Below are 24,641 nucleotides of genomic sequence, written 5' to 3'. Positions count from 1 at the left end.
AGGCCTAGTTTTTATGAGTTTATCAACATTAAAAAGAGAACAGATCAAGAAAGATTTGAAAAATAAAGATTTTGACGTTGTAATTATTGGTGGCGGTATTACTGGAGCAGGTATTGCTTTAGATGCTAGTCAAAGAGGTATGAAAGTTGCTTTAGTAGAAATGCAAGATTTTGCACAAGGTACAAGTTCACGTTCTACTAAATTAGTACATGGTGGCTTACGTTACTTGAAACAACTCCAAGTTGGCGTTGTAGCAGAAACTGGTCGCGAACGTGCAATTGTATATGAAAATGGCCCACACGTGACAACACCTGAGCGTATGCTTTTACCAATGCATAAAGGTGGCTCAATGGGTAAATTTACTACTGCTATCGGTTTAACTATGTACGATAGATTAGCTGGTGTTAAAAAAGCAGAACGTAAAACAATGCTAAACGCTAAAGAAACTTTAGAAAAAGAACCACTTGTTAAAAAATCTGGCCTTAAAGGTGGGGGCTCTTATGTTGAGTACCGTACTGATGATGCACGTTTAACAATTGAAGTTATGAAACGCGCAGAAGAAAAAGGCGCAACAATTATTAACCATACAAAATCAATACATTTCACATATGATTCCAACGAACAAGTTAATGGTATTCAAGTAGAAGACCAAATTAACAATGAAACTTACCCTGTTAAAGCTAAAAAAGTTATCAATGCGAGTGGACCATGGGTAGACGAAGTACGTAGTGGTGACTATGCTAGAAATAATAAACAGTTACGTTTAACTAAAGGTGTTCACATTGTAATCGATCAATCTAAATTCCCATTAGGTCAAGCCGTTTATTTTGATACCGAAAAAGATGGTCGTATGATTTTTGCTATACCGCGTGAAGGTAAAGCTTATGTAGGTACTACAGATACATTCTACAACAACGATAAAGCTTCGCCACTTGCTACTCAAGAAGACAGAGACTACCTAATTGGTGCAATTAATTACATGTTCCCAGATGTAGATGTTAAAGATGAAGATATTGAATCATCATGGGCTGGAATTAGACCATTAATTCTAGAAGAAGGTAAAGACCCATCTGAAATTTCACGTAAGGATGAAGTTTGGGAAGGGAAATCTGGTCTTTTAACAATCGCTGGTGGTAAATTAACTGGTTACCGTCACATGGCATTAGAAATTGTAGACTTATTATCAAAACGCTTGAAAGAGCAATATGGTCTTAAATTTGCTAAATGTGCTACAAAACATTTACCAATTTCTGGTGGTGATGTTGGTGGCAGTAAAAACTTTGAACAATTCATTGACCAAAAAGTTAAAGAAGCTAAGTCATACCAAATAGATGAAGCAACAGCACGTCACTTTGCTTCTAAATATGGTTCTAACGTCGAAGAATTATTCAAAATAGCACAAACAGCTCAACATCAAGATACGGGATTGCCATTAGACATTTATACTGAATTAATTTATTCAATACAAAATGAAATGGTATATCGTCCAACAGACTTCTTTATTCGTCGTACAGGTAAACTTTATTTCAAAATTGATGACGTATTAAATTATAAAGAGCAAGTTATAGAAGTTATGAGTGACTTATTAGGATATACTAATATTCAAAAAGAAGCTTATACAAAAGAATTGCAAATTGCTATTGATGAAGCACAAACTGGTAACCAACAACCGGCTGTAAAAGAATAATTATCAATTATCTTGTGCTACAAAGTGTGAGAAGAAAGCAGCTACCGACTCTGATGAGTTGGTAGCTGTTTTTTATGCAATAGTCATTGTAACTAACGCCTTAACGCATAGCTTAGTATTTGATAACATAATATTTTGAGGGTATATTGTATAATATAATGAATATTAATCGTATGGTATGGGGGGCTAACGACATGAGTAAAAACGAATTTAAAATAACGGTTTCAGACGGGACAATGCTAGAAGTTAAATTGGATAAAGCTAAAAATGAAACGATTGGTATCGTACATTTACTACATGGTATGGCTGAGCATATGGATAGATACGATCCTCTTGTTGAATCGTTAAATCAGCAAGGTTACGATGTATTACGTCATAACCATAGAGGTCATGGTAAAGAGCTTGAAGAGAGTGATAGAGGACATATTGATAATATGTCTCAAGTAGCAGATGATACATATGAAATAGCACAAACAATGTGCGCGCATTATTATAATATTCCTTACATTGTAATCGGTCACTCTATGGGTTCAATTATTGCTCGCATTTTTGTTCAAAAATATCCCGATGCAGCACAAGGATTAATTTTATCAGGAACTACGCAATACCCTAAATTTAAAGCTGCATTACTAAGAATGATTTTGAAATTAATTACATTGCTTTCAGGAAAAAGACGTCGTTTAAATTGGCTAAATCGTATTATGTATAGAACATTTAACAAAGATATAGTTAATCAGCAAACAACAAGTGATTGGTTATCTAGTAATCCTGAAGAAGTGGAACAATTTATCAAAGATCCTTATACAGGTTTCTTGGTATCTAACCAATTAATCTACGAAACAATGAAACATATGTTACTGACAAGTAGTGGCAAAAATATGAAGAAGGTTAATCCAGACCTCCCAATTTTATTAATATCTGGTAAAGATGACCCGTTGAGTGAATATGGCAAAGGAATTAGAAAACTAGGCAATTTATATAAAAAAGCAGGAGTTAAGCATATTACAGTACACCTGTATAAAAATAAAAGACATGAAATACTATTTGAGCAAGATTATACAGAAACATGGCAACATATGTATGAGTGGATAGAGAGACAAATTTTAAAAAAGTACAAATAGATAAAGAGAGTTGATACACGTGCAAAACGACAAACCATTTTTAATCGTATTAGTAGGGCCAACAGCTGTAGGTAAAACAGAATTTAGTATTGAATTAGCAAAAAAAGTGAATGGTGAGATTATTAGTGGTGATTCAATGCAAGTTTATAAACAAATGGATATTGGAACTGCTAAAATCACACAAGACGAAATGTCAGGTATCCCGCATCATATGATTGATATTTTAGAACCGGATGAAAACTTTTCTGCCTATGAATTTAAAAATAGAGCGCAACGATTAATAAAAGAAATTACAGCCAGAGGGCATGTGCCTATCATTGCAGGGGGGACAGGACTGTATATTCAATCTCTTATCTATAATTATGATTTTGAAGATGAAACTATCTCTGAGCAGAAAAGCTTGGAAATTGAAGCGAAATTATCTGAGCTTGATCAACTTTCAAATGAGGAACTACATCAGTACTTGGCATCATTTGATGAGGCGTCAGCGCAGGACATACACCCAAATAATCGTAAAAGAGTTAGAAGAGCAATACAGTATTATTTAAAAACAAAAAAACTTTTAAGTTCTCGCAAGAAAGTGCAACAATTTACTGAAAATTATGATACATTATTATTAGGGATAGAAATGTCGCGTGGCATATTATATCAAAGAATTAATAAACGCGTAGATATAATGTTGGAACGTGGATTAGTTAGTGAAGTGCAACAACTCGTTGACAATGGATATGAAACTAGTCAAAGTATGCAAGCGATAGGATATAAAGAAATTGTACCGGTCATCAAACAAGAATTGAGTTTGGATGAGGCAACTGAAAAATTAAAACAGCATTCTAGAAATTACGCTAAGCGACAAATGACCTGGTTTAAAAACAAGCTTGACGTGTTGTGGTTAGATAGAGAGAAAATGTCACTATCATTGATGTTAGAAGAGGTTTCAGTCCAAATACAGAAAAGGAGAACATAATATGAATACAACAGAGAACATCCAAGATAAATTCCTTGGGCAATTTAAGGCTGATCAGACAAAGGTAGTTGTTTTTTTAGTGAACGGTTTTCAAATGAAAGGTATTATCGAAGATTATGACAACTATTTAGTGTGCTTATTATCTCAAGGTAAACAGCATTTAATTTACAAACATGCTATAAGTACGTTTACAATTGACGATTCAAACACTAACGAAGAAGCATAAACACTACGTATTAAAAAAGCAAAATTTAATATGATACTTTATGTATAAGTAGAAGGACAGGGGTGTAAATATCTCTGTCTAAAGAATAAACGTCTGTTTCTATAAAAATATAATAGAAATTGGCGTTTATTTGTTTTTATGAAACTTTATAACGTTTTGACCATCGGAGAAAATTTATGAGTGAAAGTGCACGGGGCAAATTATAAACTAAAGGCATGCGCGGTTAAAATTATGAACTTATAAATAATAAGAGAGTTAAGCCGTTAAGGATTAACTCTCTTATTTTAAGGAGAGGTATTATTCATACCCCTGTCTCTAGTGTTATATCATAAGCATTAATTATTAAGTCTACATTAATAATTACTTTAAAGTTTAATTTATAAACCCGCATGATTAAAATGTGACATCATGTAATTATAATTATTAAAATATTAGTTTAATCGTTTAATTCTAGATATTTTGTATTGAATTAAAGTAGAGCTTCAATATCAGATTCAATTTGGTTTGGTTTTTTCTGTGGAGAGAAGCGGTTAACAACATTTCCTTTTTTATCAACTAAAAATTTTGTGAAATTCCATTTTATTTTTTCGTTGAACAACCCATTTTGCGCTTCTGTTAAAAATTTGAAAAGTGGATGTTGGTTATCTCCTTTAACATCTATTTTTTCATGCATTGGAAAAGAAACGCCATAGTTAATTTTACAGTTTTGTGTTGCTTCTTCTCCGCTACCAGGTTCTTGCCCGCCGAATTGGTTGCAAGGGAACCCTAAAACGATAAAATCTTGTTCTTTATATTTCTCGTATAATTCTTGTAAACCTTCAAACTGAGGTGTGAAACCACATTCACTAGCAGTATTCACAATCAGCATAACTTTATCTTTATAAGCATCTAATTGATACGATGTTCCATTTGGTTTTTTAACTTCTATATCATATATAGTCATTTTAATTCACCTCTTCTTATTAATTTAACACAATTTGAGTTTATAGTCTTTATATTGGCACTATGATAGAATGGCTAAGAAAACTTGGAAAAGAGGTGCATGTTATGACCCAATATCAAACGCATACAACTAAACAAAAATTAGAAACAGCAATATTGATTGGAGTTCATGCTCAAACAGACAATAATTATAATTTTGAATCTACGATGGAAGAGTTGGCATCTCTATCTAGAACATGTCGGTTGGATGTTCAAGAGCAATTTACTCAAAATAGAACAAATTTTGATAATAAGTACTACGTTGGTAAGGGTAAATTAGATGAGATAAAAGCATACGTTGAATTTCACGATATTGATGTTATCGTGGCAAATGATGAATTGACCACTGCGCAATCTAAGACACTTAATGGTAATTTAAACGTGAAAATTATTGATAGAACACAGCTTATATTAGAAATATTTGCTTTAAGAGCGCGTAGTAAAGAAGGAAAATTACAAGTAGAACTAGCTCAATTAGATTATTTAATGCCTAGATTACAAGGACATGGGCGTAGTTTGTCACGTTTAGGTGGCGGTATCGGTACAAGAGGTCCTGGTGAAACAAAGCTTGAAATGGATCGTCGACACATAAGGACAAGAATGAATGAAATCAAGCATCAGTTAGAAACCGTAGTAGAACATCGTGAACGTTATCGTAATAAACGTGAACAAAATCACGTTTTTCAAGTTGCGCTTGTTGGTTATACAAATGCTGGTAAATCATCATGGTTTAACGCGTTAGCTAAAGAAACAACATACGAAAAGAACTTATTGTTTGCAACGCTTGATCCTAAAACGAGACAAATTCAAATTAACGATGGCTTTAATCTCATTATTTCTGATACGGTTGGTTTTATACAAAAATTACCAACAACGCTCATTGCTGCTTTTAAATCTACTTTGGAAGAAGCCAAAAATGCAGACTTACTATTACATGTAGTAGATAGTAGTCATCCAGAATACAGAGGCCAATATGATACGGTGAACCAAATTATTGGTGATTTAGAAATGGGGCAAATCCCTCAAGCAATTATTTTTAATAAAAAAGATTTACACGAAGGGACATTGCCAGCAACAAATAAACCACATGTGTTCGTTTCAAGTAAAGAACAAGAAGATGTAGAAAAGGTTAAAGAACTTTTATATAATGAAGTGAAAAAAGTATTAACTTATTATGAAGAGCATGTGCCTAGTTCAGATGCCGATCATTTATATTTCTTAAAACAACACACATTGGTATCTGAATTGAATTTTAATGACGCAACTGCGACTTATGAAGTGAAAGGCTATAAAAAAGAGTAGAAGGAAGTAATGATTAATGGAAGAGATGAAACAACTGATTGCAGAAACTGAAGAAACATTAATACCTTATTTTAAAAACATTGAAGATGTTGCCTATGAGAATCAAGAAAAGGTTTTAAATGCTTTTCATGCAGTCAAAGCAACAGAAAACGACTTACAAGGTACGACAGGTTATGGTTATGATGACATAGGTCGAGACCACCTTGAAGCAATTTATGCACACACTTTTAAAGCGGAAGATGCCATTGTAAGACCTCAAATTATTTCTGGTACGCACGCGATTACAATTGCCTTACAGAGTGTTTTGAAATATGGAGATGAACTTTTATATATTACAGGCGACCCATATGATACATTGTTAGAAGTAATTGGTATTAATGGTAATGGGATAGAAAGTTTAAAAGAACACGGTGTTGCATACAGTAAAGTGGATTTAAAACAAGATGACATTGATATTGACGCTGTTTTAAATAATATTAAACCTCAAACTAAAGTCATTGCGATTCAACGTTCTAAAGGTTATGATCAACGACCATCTATTGATTTAGCAAAAATTGAAAGAGCTATTAATCAAATCAAAGCGAAATATCCGGAAGTGATTGTCTTTGTTGATAATTGTTATGGAGAATTTGTTGAGAAACGTGAACCTATTGAATGTGGTGCAGACTTAATAGCAGGATCGTTGATTAAAAATCCAGGAGGCGGGTTAGCCAAAATAGGCGGCTATATCGCAGGTAAAAAAACGTTAGTCGAAAGATGTGGTTATCGATTAACTGCGCCAGGAATAGGTAAAGAAGCAGGTGCTTCCTTAAATTCACTTCAAGAAATGTATCAAGGATTCTTTCTTGCGCCTCACGTAGTGAGTCAAAGTTTAAAGGGCGCATTGTTTACCAGTTTATTATTAGAAAAAATGGATATGCGTACGACACCACGTTATGATATTACTAGAACTGACTTAATACAAACTGTGTCATTTGATACAAAAGAGCAAATGATTCTATTTTGTCAAAGTATTCAACAAGCTTCTCCAATAAATGCACATTTCAGTCCAGAGCCTGCATACATGCCAGGCTATGAAGATGATGTAATTATGGCAGCAGGCACCTTTGTACAAGGATCTTCTATAGAATTATCAGCAGATGGTCCGATAAGACCACCATACGAAGTTTATGTGCAAGGTGGTTTAACATATGAACATGTTAAATTAGCTGTATCAAGAGCGGCACAAAAATTAAGAACGCAACAACTTGTATAAATAATAACTTTAACCATATATTTTATTTTGCGATGAACTGAAATTGAGTGTTAATTTTAGTAATCATAGATAAAATATATGGTGTTTTTTTGAAAAAATTTAAGGAATTTTCTAAAAATTTATTTGAGTAATGGATAGTGATAGTGTTGAGAGTAGTTATATCAACGGATTGGAGTATATGTTAGAAAACCTTACATATCTTTGAATTAATTTAGATATTATGCTAAATTTATTACAAGTTCAAAAATAGAGGTGATCGGATTGAAGTCAAATGATACATTAAGACGAAGTATGCCGGTTTTCCCTATGAGTGTTGTAACAAAATTAAGCGAATTGACTGCAAGGCAAATTCGTTACTATGAAACACATGAACTGCTTAAACCACATAGGTCAGAGGGGAACAAAAGACTTTTTTCATTAAATGATTTGGAACGACTTTTAGAAATTAAAAACTTGATTGAAAAAGGTTTTAATATAAAAGGAATAAAACAAATTATAAAAAATGATCAAGATCACCTTACTGATGATGAACAAGAAACAAGAAAACAAATGATAGTTGAAGCCACTCAGAAACCACAGCGAGAAGCAATTCCGATAAACCGTGGAGATTTATCACGTTTTATCAAATAAAATAATGGGGGACATTTACAATGCCAAAACGTTCATTTACCAAAGAAGATATTTATAAGTTTGCTAAAGAAGAAAATGTAAGATACCTAAGATTACAATTTACTGATATTTTAGGTGTTATTAAAAACGTTGAAGTACCAGTTAGCCAATTAGAAAAAGTTTTAGATAACGAAATGATGTTTGATGGTTCTTCAATTGAAGGATTTGTACGTATCGAAGAATCTGATATGTATTTATACCCAGATTTAGATACATGGGTTATTTTCCCATGGACTGCTGGACAAGGTAAAGTTGCTCGTTTAATTTGTGACGTGTATAAAACAGATGGTACACCGTTTGAAGGTGATCCTCGTGCGAACTTAAAGCGTGTATTAAATGAAATGAAAGATTTAGGGTTCTCAGAATTAAACTTAGGGCCTGAACCTGAATTTTTCTTATTTAAATTAGATGAAAAAGGTGAACCAACATTAGAATTAAATGATGATGGTGGATATTTTGACTTAGCGCCAACAGATTTAGGTGAGAATTGTCGTCGTGACATCGTATTAGAATTAGAAGACATGGGCTTTGATATTGAAGCGAGCCACCATGAAGTTGCACCAGGGCAACATGAAATTGACTTCAAATATGCAGATGCAATTACAGCATGTGATAATATCCAAACATTTAAACTTGTTGTAAAAACAATTGCACGTCAGCATAACCTACATGCAACGTTTATGCCAAAACCATTATTTGGTGTGAATGGTAGCGGAATGCACTTTAACATGTCATTGTTTAAAGGAAAAGAGAACGCGTTCTATGATCCAGATGGTGATATGCAAATGACTAAAGATGCATTCCACTTTGTTGCAGGTATCTTGAAAAATGCACGTGGATTTACAGGCGTATGTAACCCGCTAGTAAACTCTTATAAACGATTAGTTCCAGGTTATGAAGCACCTTGTTATATTGCATGGAGTGGTAAAAACCGTTCTCCATTAATCCGTGTACCATCATCTCGTGGATTATCCACACGTGTAGAAGTGCGCTCAGTCGACCCAGCAGCAAATCCATACTTAGCATTAGCAGCAATCTTACAAGCTGGTTTAGATGGTATTAAAAACAAATTAGAAGTACCAGAACCAGTTAACCAAAATATTTATGAAATGAACCGTGAAGAACGTGAAGCAGTTGGCATTGAAGATTTACCTTCAACTTTATATACAGCAATTAAAGCTATGAAGAACAACGAACCAATCAAAGAAGCGCTTGGTAATCATATTTATAATCAATTCATAAATTCTAAATCAATTGAATGGGATTACTACAGAACTCAAGTTTCTGAATGGGAAAGAGAACAATATATGAAACAATACTAGGTGCTAAACAAAGGGGTTAAACACTAGGTATATAAACAACTCGTGTCATTCTAATAGGATGATTTCGGGTTGTTTTTTTGCACCTATTTTTATCTTGTTGAGCGTTTTGGGTGCAGATTGGGTGCAGAGGTTTTTAAAACATTTCCTTAATACGTTTGTTGTAACCAAGAAAGCTAAAAATCAAGAAAAAATATTAAAAGACTTTAATATAAAATGAGGAGTATATATAAATTAAGTAATAGACGGTGTAAATTGGGGAGTTAAGTATATTGGTAATAGATTTCCTGATGGCTAACCATAAGGCGCACAATATGCGATATTTATTATTGAATTCACTAAAAATATTGGTGTGTTCATCCAAAAAGGCATGCCAAAGATTTTATTAATTATAAATGGCCGAAAAAATCCCAAGTTACTAAAGGAAAAAACAAATACTAGGAACGATTTTTTATAAAAATAATATAAGTATAATGTTTAAAAAGAATTTGAAGGGCTATATTATAAATGCACTCCCGAATCTTATTCTCATTCAAACCTTTGCACCTCCTACTATTATTTTAGGCTCCTCAACTTTTAATAATAAGGGGGTGTTTTTAGTGTGTGAATAAAAACTACATTTATATGAAATAACTTGTTTAAGTAAGGTTAATTTGAAAAATATTGTGTAGATAAAATAAACCACCTAGGTAAATAGGTAGGTTGCTTGTTCTGCACTCACTTTAACAAAACAATGAGTTTGGTGCAGAAGTGGGTGCAAGAATATGAATTACAGTAAAATTCTATGAGTTTAAAACGTTTATAGTAAGTACTTTTATAATTATAAAATGTGTATATTCAACTTGATTTATTCTAAAGTATTTTATTTAATGAAATAAACTTTATATCCATAGGCTCTATGCCGCAAGATATAGGGATAAGTTTTGTAGGGAAAATTACGCTTCGCTAAGTAGTGGGGCGTTTGTTATTTATAATAAGTTTCCAATAAAAGAATCAGGGTATATAACTATCAAGCGACGTAGAACGCTTCACAAACTATAATAAATTAGCCTATCTGCTTAGATAGGCTGTTTTTTTATTTATTTAAAAATTCATTAAGTGTGGAATTATTGTTTTCCTTTTCAACTATATCCTCTATATTTTTAGCAGCATCTTCTTTTTTGCTTATAACTTCATCTTCTATCAAGCTCTCAACCCTATTTTTTACTTCTTTTTTATTCCAACCTATTTTGTCGAGTTCTTTTTTATAGTTCATATATAACCTCCTTGATTATATAATTTCTAGAATAATCAATTATATTACATATATAAAGATAAAGATATTAAAGTGATTCCCCTGTAGAAAGCTTTTTAGCTTATTCAATAAATATAATGATATAAATTTTATGAAAAGATTATAAATATACGCTTGAATATTATGCTCAAATATTATGCTCAATTACATTTTTGACCTCTCTATTATTTTAGTTATTCGATTTTTAATGATAAGAGGGGGATTTTAACTTATCATTTTTCTAATTAATAGGTTAATAATTGGCTTGATTAGTTATTTGATTAGTTATATAAAGTGTAATAATAAGATTTTTAAAATACAGTTATAATCTGCGGTACTATTGTCGCTTTTCCATGTATATACATTTTAAAATTTATTTATTTTAATGGATTTGAAATAGAATTGAAAGGTTATATTAAAGGCACTACTCCAAAAAATATATGCATTCAAACCTCCACATACTATTTATTATGTTAGTCCCTAAACTTTTAATAATGATAGAGGGGTTTTTGGTGTGTGAAAAAATGAGGCGTTTATTATGAAGAGACTGTTTTAAGTTGAGTTAATATTTAAAATGTATAACGATTCTATAATTAAATTTCGTTGTTTTTATAGATTGATAAATACAAACTAAAGAGAGGTACATATACCAAGTAAACGGTCACACGCAAACACTAAGTTTATTTGAATAAAATTGTTGTTTATTTGATTTAACTTTATTTAGATAATTTTTTAATTTTTAATATTTTAAAATCAATGATATATTATTAATGAATTGAGATTAATTCATTAATACAAGCATAATTTATTAAGTTAAAAGGAGCGATTGGAATGGTAAAACCATTATATGAAGTTACTGTAATTAGCAATGGCGGCAGAGATGGCAAAGTTTTTAGTGAAGACAATACGTTTTATCAAGATTTAGCTGTCCCGAAAGAAATGGGAGGTAATGGAGTTACTGAATCAAATCCAGAGCAACTGTTTGCAGCTGGATATAGCTCATGTTTCAACAATGCACTTATGCATATTTTAAAAAATGATGGTAAAGGATCAATTGAACCAGAAGTACGCGCAACAGCGTATTTATTACCGGACAAAACAGACGGTGGCGTTAAATTAGCTGCTGAATTAGATGTAACAGTCAAAGATCTTAACCAGGAAGAAGCAGAATTATATGTTAAAAAAGCACATAATTATTGTCCGTATTCAAAAGCATTGAAAGAAACAATAGATATTGAAATTAATGTAAGTGTTAATTAAAAAGCAACGTTATAAACTATCTATAAATATGTGATATGTTTAGTACGATGGTTTTAGAATTAGTATGTCAGATTAAAAGAGATGGTTTTTTATTTAGGGGTTTCCCTAATATATGTAGTTGACATGACAATGGTAAACTATATATAGAACTCCCTAGTTCGAAAATAGATTATCAAAAGCCATTTTAATCTTAGGCACTCCTTATAATAAGCACTTTAATCGTATTAAAGTTGTATATTTAGGGAGTGTTTTATATTTATTAAAGTAGATTATTTTGAATGCCGTATATAAGATTGTTTTATTGAAATATTTTGCAAAGCGAAATATATAATGATTAATGGGATTGAATAAAATTACTAGCAGATTGTTTTTTTATAACCCTTTACTATAAAGAGAGAAATATATTCCTAATTATTATGAAATGGAATGATTGAATTTAAAGTGAAAGTAGATAGTATAGAAGCTACATATAAATTAAGACAAAATCCAAGTAGAAAAGAAAGGGAAAATATAATAAAAATTTAAGAAAATCGGAGAGCTTTTAAGTTCACAATTGGCTAATGTAACAGAAGGTTAACAGTAATTAAAAACTATTGCACGAAATAAAGATTTATACAACTAGTATTGAAAATTGATTTGTATGGATAAAAAAAGATTGAAATAACTCAGTTTAAGTTACTGTGTTATTTCAATCAAATAGCTCAATTTTCATATAAGCTATTAACCAAATATTGCGTGCGAAAATGGTATCAAATATAATATAAATAAAGTAAGACATACTGTGAAATAGATAATGAACGCACGCACTTCTTTTGTTTTAAAGAAAATAATCACCTCAATCATACTTAGTGAACTTTAATTTTAAAATAAGCGGTATGTTGCTTAATATAGAGCTATATTAAGCATAAATTATTTTATTAAATTACGCGCATAGCTATGTTTTATTGTTTGAATGTCATTCTCCTAAATAGTATGATATAAACAATATAAATTTAATATTCTAAAGGGGATGGCAATATGCAAGAAGTTAAATTATCTACGTTAAAAGCAACATCGTTAAAGGAATTAGAAACAAGTATTAATGCTTATTTACAAGATGATGAAGTTGCTGGTTATAAACTATTGAACTCTACAGTGCGAGAAATTGAAGAACGTACTTTTTCAGCGAATGAACAAGAATTTCATGCAATCTTAACTTTTATAAAAGAACTTTAATATTTAGACTAAGACGTTTTGATATACTCCCTTTAAAGTAGACACTGAAAAAGTGAAAACTTTAAAGGGAGTTTTTTATTTAGGTTATTAACTATGTGTATATTAGCATAAGTATCATATATGAAACTAAAAAAGTCGGAATCGATTTAAGATTAGATTTTACTTTCATTGATAATAAACAGAGTTCTAAATTTAAAGTAATCAAATATAACCGATATATTTTATATTTGAATAGTCGAGTGAAATTTTTAAAAATTGATTACTATGTATTTGAAAGGTGATGGAAATGATTATAAATAAATTAAATGAGTCTATAGATTATATAGATAATAATTTAACTAATAATTTAAATTTAGCTGAAATATCAAATTATATCGGCATACCTGAACAACATTACAGAAATTTATTTATATTTTTGTCTGAGATGAGTTTGTCGGAATATATAAAGAAGAGAAAATTATATTTTGCCAATAAAGATTTACTAAATAAGTATTCAGTTACGGCTGTAGCAATAAAATATGGTTATTCAATAGATGGCTTTACAAGAGCGTTTAAAGCTTGGAGTGGTTACTTACCATCGCAAGTTTATGAACATCAAATTTTAATATCATTTCCTAAACTTTCATTTTCTATTAATACAAAAGGAGGAATAAACATGAAAACAAGAATCGTAGAGCAACCTGAATTTAATATTGTCGGCGTTCAAAAACGAGTGCCTATGCAATTTGAAGGAGTTAATGAGGAAATTGTAGAATTGGCAAAGAGTATTACAAATTCACAAAAAGAAGAAATGCATCAACTACAAAATCTAGAACCTAAAGAAATTGTAAACGTATCATATGATGCTGACGAATCGTTTGCAAAAGAACAAGGCAAATTGACACATATGATTGGTATTGTAACTACTGAAAGTGATCCAAGTGAGCAATTAGAAATTTTAAACTTTAATGAAAGTAAATGGATTGTTTTTGAAAATGAAGGCGAGTATCCAAGCGTTTTACAGGATACTTACGCTAAAATTTATTCTGAATGGCTACCTGATTCAGAGTACGAATTATCTGATTTACCTATGTTTTCATTTACTAAATTTAAAAATAATGAACAAGATTTTGCATATAGTGAAATATGGGTGGCCATAAATAATTAATGGTTTCATTAAATTTTATTTTCTGATTCAAAATGAACTGTATGTGATTTAATAGACACTTAAATAATAGAGAAAATATAGCTAATCTCATAATAGGTATGAGGTTAGCTATATTTATTAACGGTATATTTATTATGTAAATAAGATTACTATTAATAAAAGTAATTAATGACATTTGTCATCGTAAAGTTGTGACATCACACACTAATTTTATATCACTTTATTTTGTACAATAATTATAAATTTTGAAAGGAGTGTCAGTGATGATAAAAATCCGAGAATTAACTAAAAATTATAGAAAAATTAATGTCGTAGACCATGTCACTTTTAATATAGAAGAAGGTGAGTGTACTGCATTAATTGGGAGTAATGGTGCTGGCAAATCAACCCTTATTGACATGGTTATCGGAGATAAAAAACCAAATAGTGGACAAATTATTGATCAAAATAAACTATTAAATAGCAAAAATTTAGGTATTATGTTTCAAAAGACAAACTTTCCTGAATCTATTAAAGTTAAAGAATTATACAGTTTGTTTTCTGGTTTATATGAAGACCCAATCGATTCCGAAACTTTTTGTGCTATGACACGTTTTAATGAGCAGCAACTCGACCAATATGCTCACAAACTTTCTGGGGGGCAAAAGAGGATACTTGATTTTGCTTTATCATTGATAGGAAAACCAACATGCGTATTTTTAGATGAACCTACAAGTGCAATGGATGTACAAATGAGAACTCATTTTTGGGATATTATTACAAATCTGAAAAAAGAAGGAGTTACTATATTCTATACTTCCCATTATATAGAAGAAGTTGAGCGCATGGCTGATAAAGTAATTGTGTTAGAAAAAGGTGAAGTCTTATTAAATGATCATCCTGATAAAATACGTGAACGTCAACAACTATCAATGATTAATTTACCAATTAAATATAAAGTAAAAATACAGGATATAGAAAGTTTTTTTAAGTGCCATGTGTTGTTTAACTATAATAAAGTAAAGATTGAAACAACTAACGTTAGAGAAATAGTTGAATACCTAAATAGTATAAATATTGATTTAAATGAAATTGAAATAACTAAAGCGAGTTTACTAGATACAATTTTTAATAAAGATAGTAAAAAAGAGGTGGAAGCTTATGGTAGCTAAATATTTTTTAATAGAGTTAAGGTTGTTGTTTAGAAAAAAAGTATATTTAGTTTTATCGATTCTTATTCCATTGTGCTTTTATTTGTTATTTACTTCAATTTTAGATTTACCAAAAGATGCAGAACAATTATTTTATAAAGAATACATGTATAGTATGACAGCATTTAGTTTATCAAGTTTTTGTTTAATACAATTCCCTATCGATTTGATAAATGAAAAAACAACAGGTTGGTATAAGAATTTAATGCGCACACCATTACATGCATATCAATACTATTCAGTTAAAATTTTTAAAATGATGTTTCAATTTATTTTATCTATTACTTTAATATTTGTCGTCGCCTATATAGTAAATGGGGTAACAATGACATTATTCGAATGGATATTTTCAGGATTTATTTTATGGTTAGGAGCAAGTTCATTTTTAACTGTAGGCATATTATTAGCTCAAATCAATGAAATACAAAAAGCTAGTAGCATTGGTAATATTCTTTATTTAGGTTTGGCTGTGCTTGGTGGGTTATGGTTTCCAGTTAGTCAATTTCCATCTTGGATGCGTAAAATTGCATATGTTACGCCCACTTACCATTTAAAACAAGTTGCCTACGAATTTGGAAATGGAGTTGGTCTAAACTATTTATCGTTTTTGGTTTTAATCATATATAGTATACTCTTTCTAGCAATGGGTTTAATAATCCAAAATAGAAAAGATGTGGACGTATGATAAAAAAATTAAAAATTAATGTAATAGATTTATCAAGTTTAGTATATTTAATTTTCCCGATTATACCTCTATTTACATTTGATGTTAGAGGTTCATATTGGTTATATGTAATTGTATTTATTATTTTTACAATTTCATATGTTTCAGTAGCATTATTTACTGTAGTATTTCCAAGAAACTTGATATTCTCATTTTTTATATTACATTATATAGGTATTACTTACTTTGTGTATAGCGTTGGACCTGCAATTAGTTTGTTCTTTTTCTTTAGTGCGTTCGTGATTCCTTATATTTTTGATAAATCTATAAATTCAAAAGAATTCTTTATATTTATCATCGCAATATTAATAAATATATTTTTAATATTTACATTATATTTTCAAAGTTTAGCAACTATATTCATTATGTATTTAGCCATTATTATCATAACGTTAGGAAATTTTAAACAACGAGAAAGTATCAAAGTTAAAAATACGTTAGAAGAGAAAAATAGACATATTAACGTTTTAATTGCGGAACAAGAGAGAAATCGAATTGGCCAAGATTTACATGATACTTTAGGCCATGTGTTTGCCAGTTTGAGTTTAAAGTCAGAATTAGCAATGAAATTGATTGATAGCGATGTTGAGAAAGCTAAAGTTCAGTTAGAAGAGGTAAATATTTTATCTAAAGAATCTTTAGATAAAGTGCGTGCAATTGTCAATGATTTAAAGGTACAATCATTTGAAGATGAAGTATCTTCGGTTAAATACTTATTATTAAATGCTAATTTGACCTTTGAATTTGTCAATGTAGAGATTGCGAGCAGAATCAACCCTTCTAAGCAGTCTCTTTTAGCGATGATATTAAGGGAGGCTATTAATAATATAATTAAACATTCTAATGCTACTGCAGTTTACGGGGAATTGAATGAAAAGGATAATGAAATAACATTAATTATTAAAGATAATGGCATTGGTATGGGTCACATCAAAGATGATGACTTAGTAAGTATAAAAGAGCGAGTTGCGTTAATGAAAGGTAAAATGGAAGTGAAATCTCAAGATGGACTGCAAATTGCAGTTAAAATTTATAGGGGTGAGGGCACATGATATCAATTGTGTTGGCAGAGGATCAAACGATGTTAAGAGAAGCTATGGTCCAATTAATCAATTTAAACGATAATATAGAAGTTGTAGCTAGTACTGGCAATGGTAAGCAGGCATTGGCTTATATTGAATCTGAGAAACCAAATGTAGCAATTCTCGATATAGAAATGCCAGGACTAACTGGTTTAGAGATACTTAGCCATATTAGAAATAAACAATTAGATGTTAAAGTAATTATTGTGACCACATTTAAAAGGCCGGGTTATTTTGAATCAGCTGTTTCAAATGATGTCGACGCATATGTCTTAAAAGAAAGATCTATTGAGGAGTTAGTGACTACTGTTTATAAAGTGTTGAATGATGAGAAAGAATATAGCGAATCATTGATGACTACAATTTTTAACGAAAGAAACCCGCTTACCCCTAAAGAGCAACTTGTGTTGAAGGAAATAGGGAAAGGTCATTCAAGTAAAGAGATTGCTATCAATTTATTTTTATCAGATGGTACGATTAGAAACTATACTTCGATTATTATCGACAAGTTAGAAGCTGAAAATCGTTATGATGCATGGCATATTGCTAAACATAAAGGATGGATATAAAATTGCTTAATATCAAAGCAGATAAAAAAACTGCCGACATTTTATTATGCGGCAGTTAAATTTATTTATGCTTATTTTTAGTGACAATTGCTTGGATTACAAATACGATGAAACCAACTAAGAGGCCTAAGCAAATAGCTACGACTGCTGACACCATTAGTGGTAATTGAAATTGATATTGTAACACCATACCGATAATTATAGCTATGACAACTGCGATAATCGTTATCATGTTCTCTTTAAATATACTCAACTTGTTCACTCCTATTCATCAAGTATTATAGCATGAGTTATTTGAATAGATAAATAAAATCAAATATATTTCATTGAACTTCTATTCTACAATATTTGGGTGATAATATTGTAAAAATAGTTTTTTGTCATAATTAATTTTTTATACAATAGATGTTATATATGACGTAAATAGCCTAATAATGTGTTTCCCCCATAGAAAACACATTTGTAATATTGACGCATTGCTCTTTTTTCTATATGATGATTTGGACAATTAAAAAGAAGTGGGTGCAACAGTGAAATCGAAAAAGAAAATGACATCGTTGATTGCAATAGTAATTGTATTGGGTGTATTAGCATTTCAATTTATTAATCATACGGGACCATTTCAAGAGAATGGTAGTAGTGACACATCTTCAGGCCCTGATAATTCGGAAAAGGTTCATGTTGACCGTGTTGTAGATGGAGACACTTTAGTGGCTAAAAACAGTGACAATGAACAATTGAAGGTAAGGTTAATAGGTATGGATACGCCAGAAACTGTTAAACCTAATACGCCTGTAGAGCCTTACGGTAAAGAAGCTTCCGATTATTCTAAGAAACATTTAACGAATAAAGATATTTATTTAGAATATGATAAAGAAAAAGAAGATCGTTATGGAAGAACATTAGCATATGTATGGCTTGATGATAAAACAATGTTTAATGAAGAATTGGTGAAAAAAGGATTAGCTAGAGAAAAATATTTTTCTCCAAATGGAAAGTATAGAGAGGTATTTAAAAAAGCTGAAACACAGGCTAAAAATAATCAAATAAACCTTTGGAGTAAATAAACTTATTTTAAGTAGCTGATATACCTTTGTATTACTTAGCAGATAGATAAAGTATAAAACAGACCTGACTGTCGACAAAGTTTCCGACTTTGTTGGCAGTTTTTTTGTGCACGTTTTCCCCGAGCACAGCCTTAGTCTGTAATCTTTCCACAGAAATCGTCCCAAATTACTTCCATATTACACTAAAAAGATTATAATATATAAATTAAACATTGGTGGTGTTTATTATGTTAAATAAATCAATTGATAAAAGAGGTAACTTTGGTCTGAAAGATCAGTGATATTTTGAAAATAACTATACAAGTATAAATAAATAGACCTTAGGCGAACTATCACCTAAGATCTATTTTGTTAAATTAGCTAAAACGTGCGACTAATTTATCATATTGTTCTTTAGTTAATACGTCATTTTTTAAATGTAAAGTTTCTTTTATAATTTCTTGTAAAGAAGATTTAGAAGAAACAGTTTCAACGTAATTATTTCTAATTGCTGGGCCATCAATTAAATTCACACTACCATCTGTGAAGTATACGAGACCAACGTTTGGAATTTGTTGATTTAAACGTTCTTGGATTTTTGATTCTAATGCTTGAGTGTTTTTAGAAGCTTGCTCATAAGGATCATAATTGTAAAAGTCATAAATGACAGAATTTTCTTTAATACGTTCTATAAATGTATAGGTCGTAGAACGAGATGATTGAAACTGGCCATGAAATTGGTTGGCAATATATCTTCCTACAATTTGATGCACAGAATTCTCATTTTCAATTTCAGTTTGCTCTGCTGAATCAGAAGTAAAATGATAGAAAGTCTTCTGTTTCCAATTTTTTACATTAATATTAAAGATTCCTTTTTCAGTAAAAACAATATAATCAAAAGCTCTTGCATATTCAAATAATGGGTGCTTAACAGCTAAATTACCAGTAGCAATAATATCGAAATATGCTATAACACCTTGCTCTTTTTGTTCATTTAAAATGACTGTTAAATCTTGTTTAGCTTTTCTGAGACCATGGTGATGCGTGTCATTATTTGAACCTATATCCAACATTTTGTTTTTTAGATTTGTATTTTCACGAGTAACTGTACTTATTTTAGTTACTAATTGATCCTTAGCATAAGTTTCAGTTTCAAGCTTATTCTGCATAACACGATGATCTATAAATACTATAATAATAAGTAGTACAATTATTATTAGTAATATAAGTGGTAAAAACATGAATATCATCCTAATCTTATTAAATTTTTTAACATAGCTCATTTTACGCTTTTATTTAATTTTCTACAAATGCTATTAACCAATTCATATATAGTTACTTTAATTATATTCATATTAATATATTATAACCAACCTGTACATAATATATATTTGTAAATTAATTCCTTTCGTATCTTTTGAGTACTTAAGTGGTATTTTTTAAAATAGATAACGGTTTAACTTAAGAGGATTAATAGCTATAATAAATTATACGCAATATAAAATGAGGAAGATGGTGAACAGTGATTTGAGTACAATAAAAGAATATCTCGAGCATATTACTCGAACAATTAAACATGAGGATATTATAGCTTTTGATAATCATCCTTTTGCATATAAAATTTTAGATGAACTTTCCTCCTATGATATCAAAATATCTGTAATCAGTTACTCTACAGATATAATTAAATATGTATCTAAATATACAAATTTCAATATTATTGTACCTAATGGCGTAGTTGATAGTGCATTTCATATCATTGTTGGTTCAGATGTAGTACAAACTTTTTCCAAATATCGTATTCGATATTATTTCATCACTGCACCGTTTATATTAGGTAATGATTTATACCAGACGATACCTGCTATTGCTGACATTCAAAAAACACTTAACACAAATGCTAACGATATTTTTCTATTAAATAGGCCAGATGTTTTAGATAACCATTCGCATCATGATTATACCTTGGTAGGTAGTTTTTAAAAATATTTTGTGTTTTATTTCACGTTTTTGTATTTAATACATTGAAATATTTAAGGACAAACTATATAATGTTAATTATTGGAAACGCTTACTTTTTGTCAGGAGGTGCACATTTGGAAAATGAAAAAAATAAATCAATAAGGCGAATTGTTGAAATTTTAAACATAAATGTACCAAATTTAATTAAATATAACGGTGAAATAGCAAAGCAACTGTTTTTACATGATTCATTTAATTTAGATAATAAAGTGGACATTAGTGTAGAGAGAAAGTTTTTAGGGGAAGTCTTGAAATATATTCCAAATGAATACCGAACATTATTGCATGATGCTTCTCATAGTACTTCTGATTATACAGCAGTAGATTTCTCAAAAATAACTCACGCAAATATATATGATGGTGATACATTGATTATGACTATAATTGTATATGATGTTAAAGATGAAGAGTGGATGTTTAGATGGAACCACAATATAAGGTTACCAGAGAAAAATATTTATTTTCATTCTATCAAATGGGACGTAGATTATATTAAACCAGAAATCGTGTTAATGTATGAACTATTAGATCCAATAGATTACCATCAACTTCCAAATTATAGAAATGTAATTGATTCACTAAGTTATTATCAATTTGTAATATTGAGGTTGGTTGTCGGTGATGAACGTATTAACCAAGCACTTATTTCAGAGAAAAAAGCAATATAAAATCCTTCAAATCATTCGTCAGTCCTGATAGGGAGACAAAATGGATTTGAAGGATTTTTGATTGTTAATAAATATGCAATGCTATACTTTTAAGCACTTCCCGTTATAACAATATTCATAAGTTGATTTCACAGCTTTATCTGCATCTGCTACATCAATACCAAACATAATGGAAATCTCCGAAGCTCCTTGATTCATCATTTTTAAATTAATTTTAGATTCTGCTAATGCATGCGTAATTGTGTTAGCCGTACCAACGATTCTGTGCATGCCTTCGCCGACGATCATTAGGATGGCTAAATCGTGTTCTACACTTAATTCATCAACGTCGCATTTATCGCGAATATCGTTAAGTACTTGCTCTTCTCTGTTGTGGATTTCTTTAGAACGCATAATGATACTGATGCTATCAATACCTGAAGGCATATGGTCAAAAGAAATATTATAATCTTCTAACACGCCTAATATTTTACGAGTAAATCCCACTTGCCTGTTCATTAAATACTTTTTGATATTTAATACAGTAAAGCCTTTGTCACAACTAATACCACTCACTATATTATTAGAATTAATTTCTCTGTCATGACGTATAAATGTCCCTGTATCATTTGGGCGATTTGTGTTTTTTATAACGACAGGGATTCTATCTTTATGTAGTGGCTGTAATGCTTCATCATGGAAGACGCCAAATCCTGCATAAGACAGTTCTCGCATTTCTCTATAAGTGATTTCATCTATGACTTCAGGATTTTTAACAATTGTCGGATTTGCTCTAAAAATACCTGAAACATCAGTAAAGTTTTCGTATAAGTCAGCTCGCACACCTCTTGCAACTATGGCGCCAGTAATGTCAGAACCACCACGAGGAAACGTTACGATATAATTTTGTCTTGAAACACCAAAAAATCCTGGGATGATTAATTTTTCATTATATGCTCTTAAATTATATAGTGCTTCATATGATTGGTCTAAAATTTGTGCATTTTGAGGCAAATCAGTAACTTGAATGCCCGCTTCTCCAGGAGATATATAGCGAGTTGGTATACCTTGACTATTGTTATACTCTGCAATTAATTGTGCATTGAAATTTTCACCACATGAAAGTAAAGCGTCTAATAAACGTGAAGGTTTATCTTTTAATGTAGCAATGAAATTTTCTAATGTTTGATCAATAGTAGTTAATAAGTTATCACTCATTTTTAATTCATAAATAATATCAGCATAACGCTGAATAATTTCTTCTTTTTTAGAAATGTAATCTAAATCATCAATAACTTTTTCGTATAAGCGAATAAGTAAATCAGTTGTTTTAACATCTTCTTTATGTCGCTTACCTGGTGCTGAGACGATGGTAATCTTCCGATCCTCGTCGGAATTAACGATATTTAATACTTTCTTGATTTGATCTGCAGTAGATACAGAACTTCCTCCAAACTTGGCAACTTTCATGAGACATACAACCTTTCTAAAAAATCAGAAAATTTTGTTTAGTTTTTATTACGAGAGTGATAGGATAGATATAGGATCTAAATTTTCACCTTTACAAAAATAATGAATGAATTTATACTATACCATATTCAAGTATTTTTCAACTGTACATCTGTATTTTTTAGAAGAACAATCGGAGGAATGAAATTATGAAGGAATTAAATGTAGCCTTACTAGGGTTAGGAACTGTAGGTTCTGGTGTAGTAAAAATTATTGAAGAAAATAGTGAACAAATAAAAGAAACAATGAATAAAAACATTAATATTCGACACATATTGGTTCGAGATAAATCAAGACAACGTCCAATCAATGTGTCGAATTATAATTTAACTGAAGACATTGATGAAATTTTGAACGATGATTCAATCGATATTATAGTGGAAGTCATGGGCGGTATTGAGCCAACGGTGGATTGGTTGAAGCGCGCATTAAGTCAAAAGAAACACGTTGTGACTGCAAATAAAGATTTATTAGCGGTACATTTAAATGTATTGGAAGACTTAGCACAAGAAAATGATGTAGCTTTGAAATATGAAGCTAGTGTCGCAGGTGGTATACCAATTGTAAACGCAATTAACAATGGATTAAATGCTAATAATATTAGTAAATTTATGGGCATTTTAAACGGCACATCTAATTTTATTTTAAGTAAAATGACAAAAGAAGAAACGTCATTCGAAGACGCGTTAGATGAAGCTAAAAGATTAGGTTTTGCAGAAGCGGACCCTACAGATGATGTTGAAGGTATCGACGCTGCTAGAAAAGTTGTCATTACTTCATACTTATCATTTAACCAAGTGATTAACTTAGATGACGTGGTAAGACATGGTATTAGTGATGTTGAACCTGCAGATATTAAAGTTGCTGATGAACTTGGCTATAAGATTAAACTGATTGGTAAAGGGATATATGAGCATGGTCAAGTACAAGCTTCTGTTTCACCTACACTTATAAACAAAACCCATCAATTAGCTGCTGTTGAAGATGAATTTAATGCAATTTATGTGATTGGTGATGCAGTGGGAGAAACAATGTTTTATGGAAAAGGCGCTGGTAGTCTAGCAACCGGAAGTGCAGTTGTAAGTGACTTGTTAAACGTAACATTAAACTTCGACACGAATTTACACACTTTACCACCACATTTTGAATTGAAAACTGAAAAAACCAAAGCAATTATGGATGATGGAGATACGATTTCAATTAAGGAGAAAGAAAGTTACTATGTTGTCGTGCAAACAGATGGTGAAGATGTGAATAAAGTAGAAACTTTACTTAAAGGTGAATTACCTTTCCATAAATCGTTAGCGGTAACTGAACGTGACGCTCATACAGTAGGTATCGCAGTTATCGGAATTGATGAAAATCCAGAAGCATCAATTACAGATTCAGGTTATATCGTTAAGAAAATATATCCAGTAGAAGGGGTTTAA

General features: G+C 30.7%; 24 protein-coding genes. 19 read left to right on the top strand and 5 right to left on the bottom strand.

What is annotated here, in order from left to right:
- Positions 1-13: 13 nt before the first annotated feature.
- From J5E45_RS02700 to hfq, 4 genes are all read left to right on the top strand, one after another.
- Positions 14-1,687, top strand: coding sequence for a glycerol-3-phosphate dehydrogenase/oxidase (locus J5E45_RS02700; protein ID WP_039066693.1), 1,674 nt, complete (start codon positions 14-16; stop codon positions 1,685-1,687).
- 194 nt (positions 1,688-1,881) lie between these two features.
- The gene (locus tag J5E45_RS02695) at positions 1,882-2,808 is read left to right on the top strand and encodes an alpha/beta hydrolase (protein ID WP_039066692.1); all 927 of its coding nucleotides are present in this window, start codon (positions 1,882-1,884) and stop codon (positions 2,806-2,808) included.
- Between the two features lie 19 nt (positions 2,809-2,827).
- On the top strand, positions 2,828-3,775 hold the full coding sequence (gene miaA / locus J5E45_RS02690) for a tRNA (adenosine(37)-N6)-dimethylallyltransferase MiaA (RefSeq protein ID WP_208181552.1): 948 nt from the start codon (positions 2,828-2,830) through the stop codon (positions 3,773-3,775).
- 1 nt (position 3,776) lies between these two features.
- Positions 3,777-4,001 carry an RNA chaperone Hfq gene (hfq, locus tag J5E45_RS02685; RefSeq protein WP_039066690.1) on the top strand — a complete coding sequence of 75 codons (225 nt, stop codon included), beginning with the start codon at positions 3,777-3,779 and terminating at the stop codon, positions 3,999-4,001.
- Between the two features lie 469 nt (positions 4,002-4,470).
- Here hfq and J5E45_RS02680 read toward each other — a convergent pair whose 3' ends face one another.
- Positions 4,471-4,944 (bottom strand): glutathione peroxidase, encoded by a 474-nt coding sequence (locus J5E45_RS02680; protein ID WP_039066688.1) that lies wholly within the window; start codon positions 4,942-4,944, stop codon positions 4,471-4,473.
- 104 nt (positions 4,945-5,048) lie between these two features.
- Between J5E45_RS02680 and hflX the strand changes: the two genes are divergently transcribed.
- The 4 genes from hflX to glnA all read left to right on the top strand — a co-directional run bounded on the left by hflX (position 5,049) and on the right by glnA (position 9,530).
- Positions 5,049-6,284, top strand: coding sequence for a GTPase HflX (hflX, locus tag J5E45_RS02675; protein WP_208181551.1), 1,236 nt, complete (start codon positions 5,049-5,051; stop codon positions 6,282-6,284).
- Between the two features lie 16 nt (positions 6,285-6,300).
- On the top strand, positions 6,301-7,539 hold the full coding sequence (locus J5E45_RS02670) for a methionine gamma-lyase family protein (RefSeq protein WP_208181550.1): 1,239 nt from the start codon (positions 6,301-6,303) through the stop codon (positions 7,537-7,539).
- A gap of 261 nt (positions 7,540-7,800) precedes the next feature.
- Positions 7,801-8,169 carry a MerR family transcriptional regulator gene (locus J5E45_RS02665; protein ID WP_069793440.1) on the top strand — a complete coding sequence of 123 codons (369 nt, stop codon included), beginning with the start codon at positions 7,801-7,803 and terminating at the stop codon, positions 8,167-8,169.
- Positions 8,170-8,189: 20 nt separating this feature from the next.
- Positions 8,190-9,530 carry a type I glutamate--ammonia ligase gene (gene glnA / locus J5E45_RS02660; protein ID WP_069793441.1) on the top strand — a complete coding sequence of 447 codons (1,341 nt, stop codon included), beginning with the start codon at positions 8,190-8,192 and terminating at the stop codon, positions 9,528-9,530.
- Positions 9,531-10,602: 1,072 nt separating this feature from the next.
- Here the strand turns inward: glnA and J5E45_RS02655 are convergent.
- Positions 10,603-10,782, bottom strand: a complete 180-nt coding sequence (locus J5E45_RS02655) for a hypothetical protein (protein WP_039066684.1) — start codon at positions 10,780-10,782, stop codon at positions 10,603-10,605.
- Between the two features lie 849 nt (positions 10,783-11,631).
- Between J5E45_RS02655 and J5E45_RS02650 the strand changes: the two genes are divergently transcribed.
- The 7 genes from J5E45_RS02650 to J5E45_RS02620 all read left to right on the top strand — a co-directional run bounded on the left by J5E45_RS02650 (position 11,632) and on the right by J5E45_RS02620 (position 17,987).
- Positions 11,632-12,060 (top strand): Ohr family peroxiredoxin, encoded by a 429-nt coding sequence (locus tag J5E45_RS02650; RefSeq protein ID WP_039066682.1) that lies wholly within the window; start codon positions 11,632-11,634, stop codon positions 12,058-12,060.
- 1,017 nt (positions 12,061-13,077) lie between these two features.
- Positions 13,078-13,275 (top strand): hypothetical protein, encoded by a 198-nt coding sequence (locus J5E45_RS02645; protein ID WP_069793443.1) that lies wholly within the window; start codon positions 13,078-13,080, stop codon positions 13,273-13,275.
- 286 nt (positions 13,276-13,561) lie between these two features.
- Positions 13,562-14,422, top strand: a complete 861-nt coding sequence (locus J5E45_RS02640; protein ID WP_202847824.1) for a GyrI-like domain-containing protein — start codon at positions 13,562-13,564, stop codon at positions 14,420-14,422.
- 263 nt (positions 14,423-14,685) lie between these two features.
- On the top strand, positions 14,686-15,573 hold the full coding sequence (locus J5E45_RS02635; RefSeq protein ID WP_069793444.1) for an ABC transporter ATP-binding protein: 888 nt from the start codon (positions 14,686-14,688) through the stop codon (positions 15,571-15,573).
- Positions 15,563-16,297 (top strand): ABC transporter permease, encoded by a 735-nt coding sequence (locus J5E45_RS02630; protein ID WP_039066677.1) that lies wholly within the window; start codon positions 15,563-15,565, stop codon positions 16,295-16,297. Before J5E45_RS02635 ends, J5E45_RS02630 begins: the two co-directional genes overlap by 11 nt.
- Positions 16,294-17,388, top strand: coding sequence for a sensor histidine kinase (locus J5E45_RS02625; protein WP_039066675.1), 1,095 nt, complete (start codon positions 16,294-16,296; stop codon positions 17,386-17,388). Before J5E45_RS02630 ends, J5E45_RS02625 begins: the two co-directional genes overlap by 4 nt.
- Positions 17,385-17,987: a response regulator transcription factor gene (locus tag J5E45_RS02620; protein WP_039066673.1), complete on the top strand. Its 603-nt coding sequence runs from the start codon at positions 17,385-17,387 to the stop codon at positions 17,985-17,987. The genes J5E45_RS02625 and J5E45_RS02620 overlap by 4 nt, the downstream gene beginning before the upstream one ends.
- Before the next feature lie 61 nt (positions 17,988-18,048).
- Here J5E45_RS02620 and J5E45_RS02615 read toward each other — a convergent pair whose 3' ends face one another.
- Positions 18,049-18,240, bottom strand: a complete 192-nt coding sequence (locus tag J5E45_RS02615) for a hypothetical protein (protein ID WP_039066671.1) — start codon at positions 18,238-18,240, stop codon at positions 18,049-18,051.
- A gap of 277 nt (positions 18,241-18,517) precedes the next feature.
- Between J5E45_RS02615 and nucI the strand changes: the two genes are divergently transcribed.
- Complete coding sequence (gene nucI / locus J5E45_RS02610) at positions 18,518-19,054, top strand: thermonuclease NucI (RefSeq protein ID WP_039066670.1); 537 nt, start codon at positions 18,518-18,520, stop codon at positions 19,052-19,054.
- 356 nt (positions 19,055-19,410) lie between these two features.
- Here nucI and J5E45_RS02605 read toward each other — a convergent pair whose 3' ends face one another.
- Positions 19,411-20,274, bottom strand: coding sequence for an NERD domain-containing protein (locus J5E45_RS02605; RefSeq protein WP_208181549.1), 864 nt, complete (start codon positions 20,272-20,274; stop codon positions 19,411-19,413).
- A 286-nt stretch (positions 20,275-20,560) separates the two neighbouring features.
- On the opposite strand from J5E45_RS02605, the gene J5E45_RS02600 reads away from it, so the two are divergent.
- On the top strand, positions 20,561-21,016 hold the full coding sequence (locus tag J5E45_RS02600) for a sugar phosphate isomerase family (protein ID WP_039066932.1): 456 nt from the start codon (positions 20,561-20,563) through the stop codon (positions 21,014-21,016).
- A gap of 113 nt (positions 21,017-21,129) precedes the next feature.
- A complete protein-coding gene (locus J5E45_RS02595) occupies positions 21,130-21,723 on the top strand; it encodes a hypothetical protein (RefSeq protein WP_039066667.1) in 594 nt (197 codons plus the stop codon).
- An 81-nt stretch (positions 21,724-21,804) separates the two neighbouring features.
- Here the strand turns inward: J5E45_RS02595 and J5E45_RS02590 are convergent, their stop codons facing one another.
- The gene (locus J5E45_RS02590) at positions 21,805-23,172 is read right to left on the bottom strand and encodes an aspartate kinase (RefSeq protein WP_039066665.1); all 1,368 of its coding nucleotides are present in this window, start codon (positions 23,170-23,172) and stop codon (positions 21,805-21,807) included.
- A gap of 188 nt (positions 23,173-23,360) precedes the next feature.
- On the opposite strand from J5E45_RS02590, the gene J5E45_RS02585 reads away from it, so the two are divergent.
- Entirely contained in the window at positions 23,361-24,641 is a 1,281-nt protein-coding gene (locus tag J5E45_RS02585; RefSeq protein ID WP_039066664.1) for a homoserine dehydrogenase, read from the top strand.

This window comes from Staphylococcus shinii, assembly GCF_017583065.1.
Taxonomy (GTDB): Bacteria; Bacillota; Bacilli; order Staphylococcales; family Staphylococcaceae; genus Staphylococcus; species Staphylococcus shinii.
Note: the sequence above shows the minus strand (reverse complement) of the source record. Positions and strands in the feature narration are given on the sequence as shown.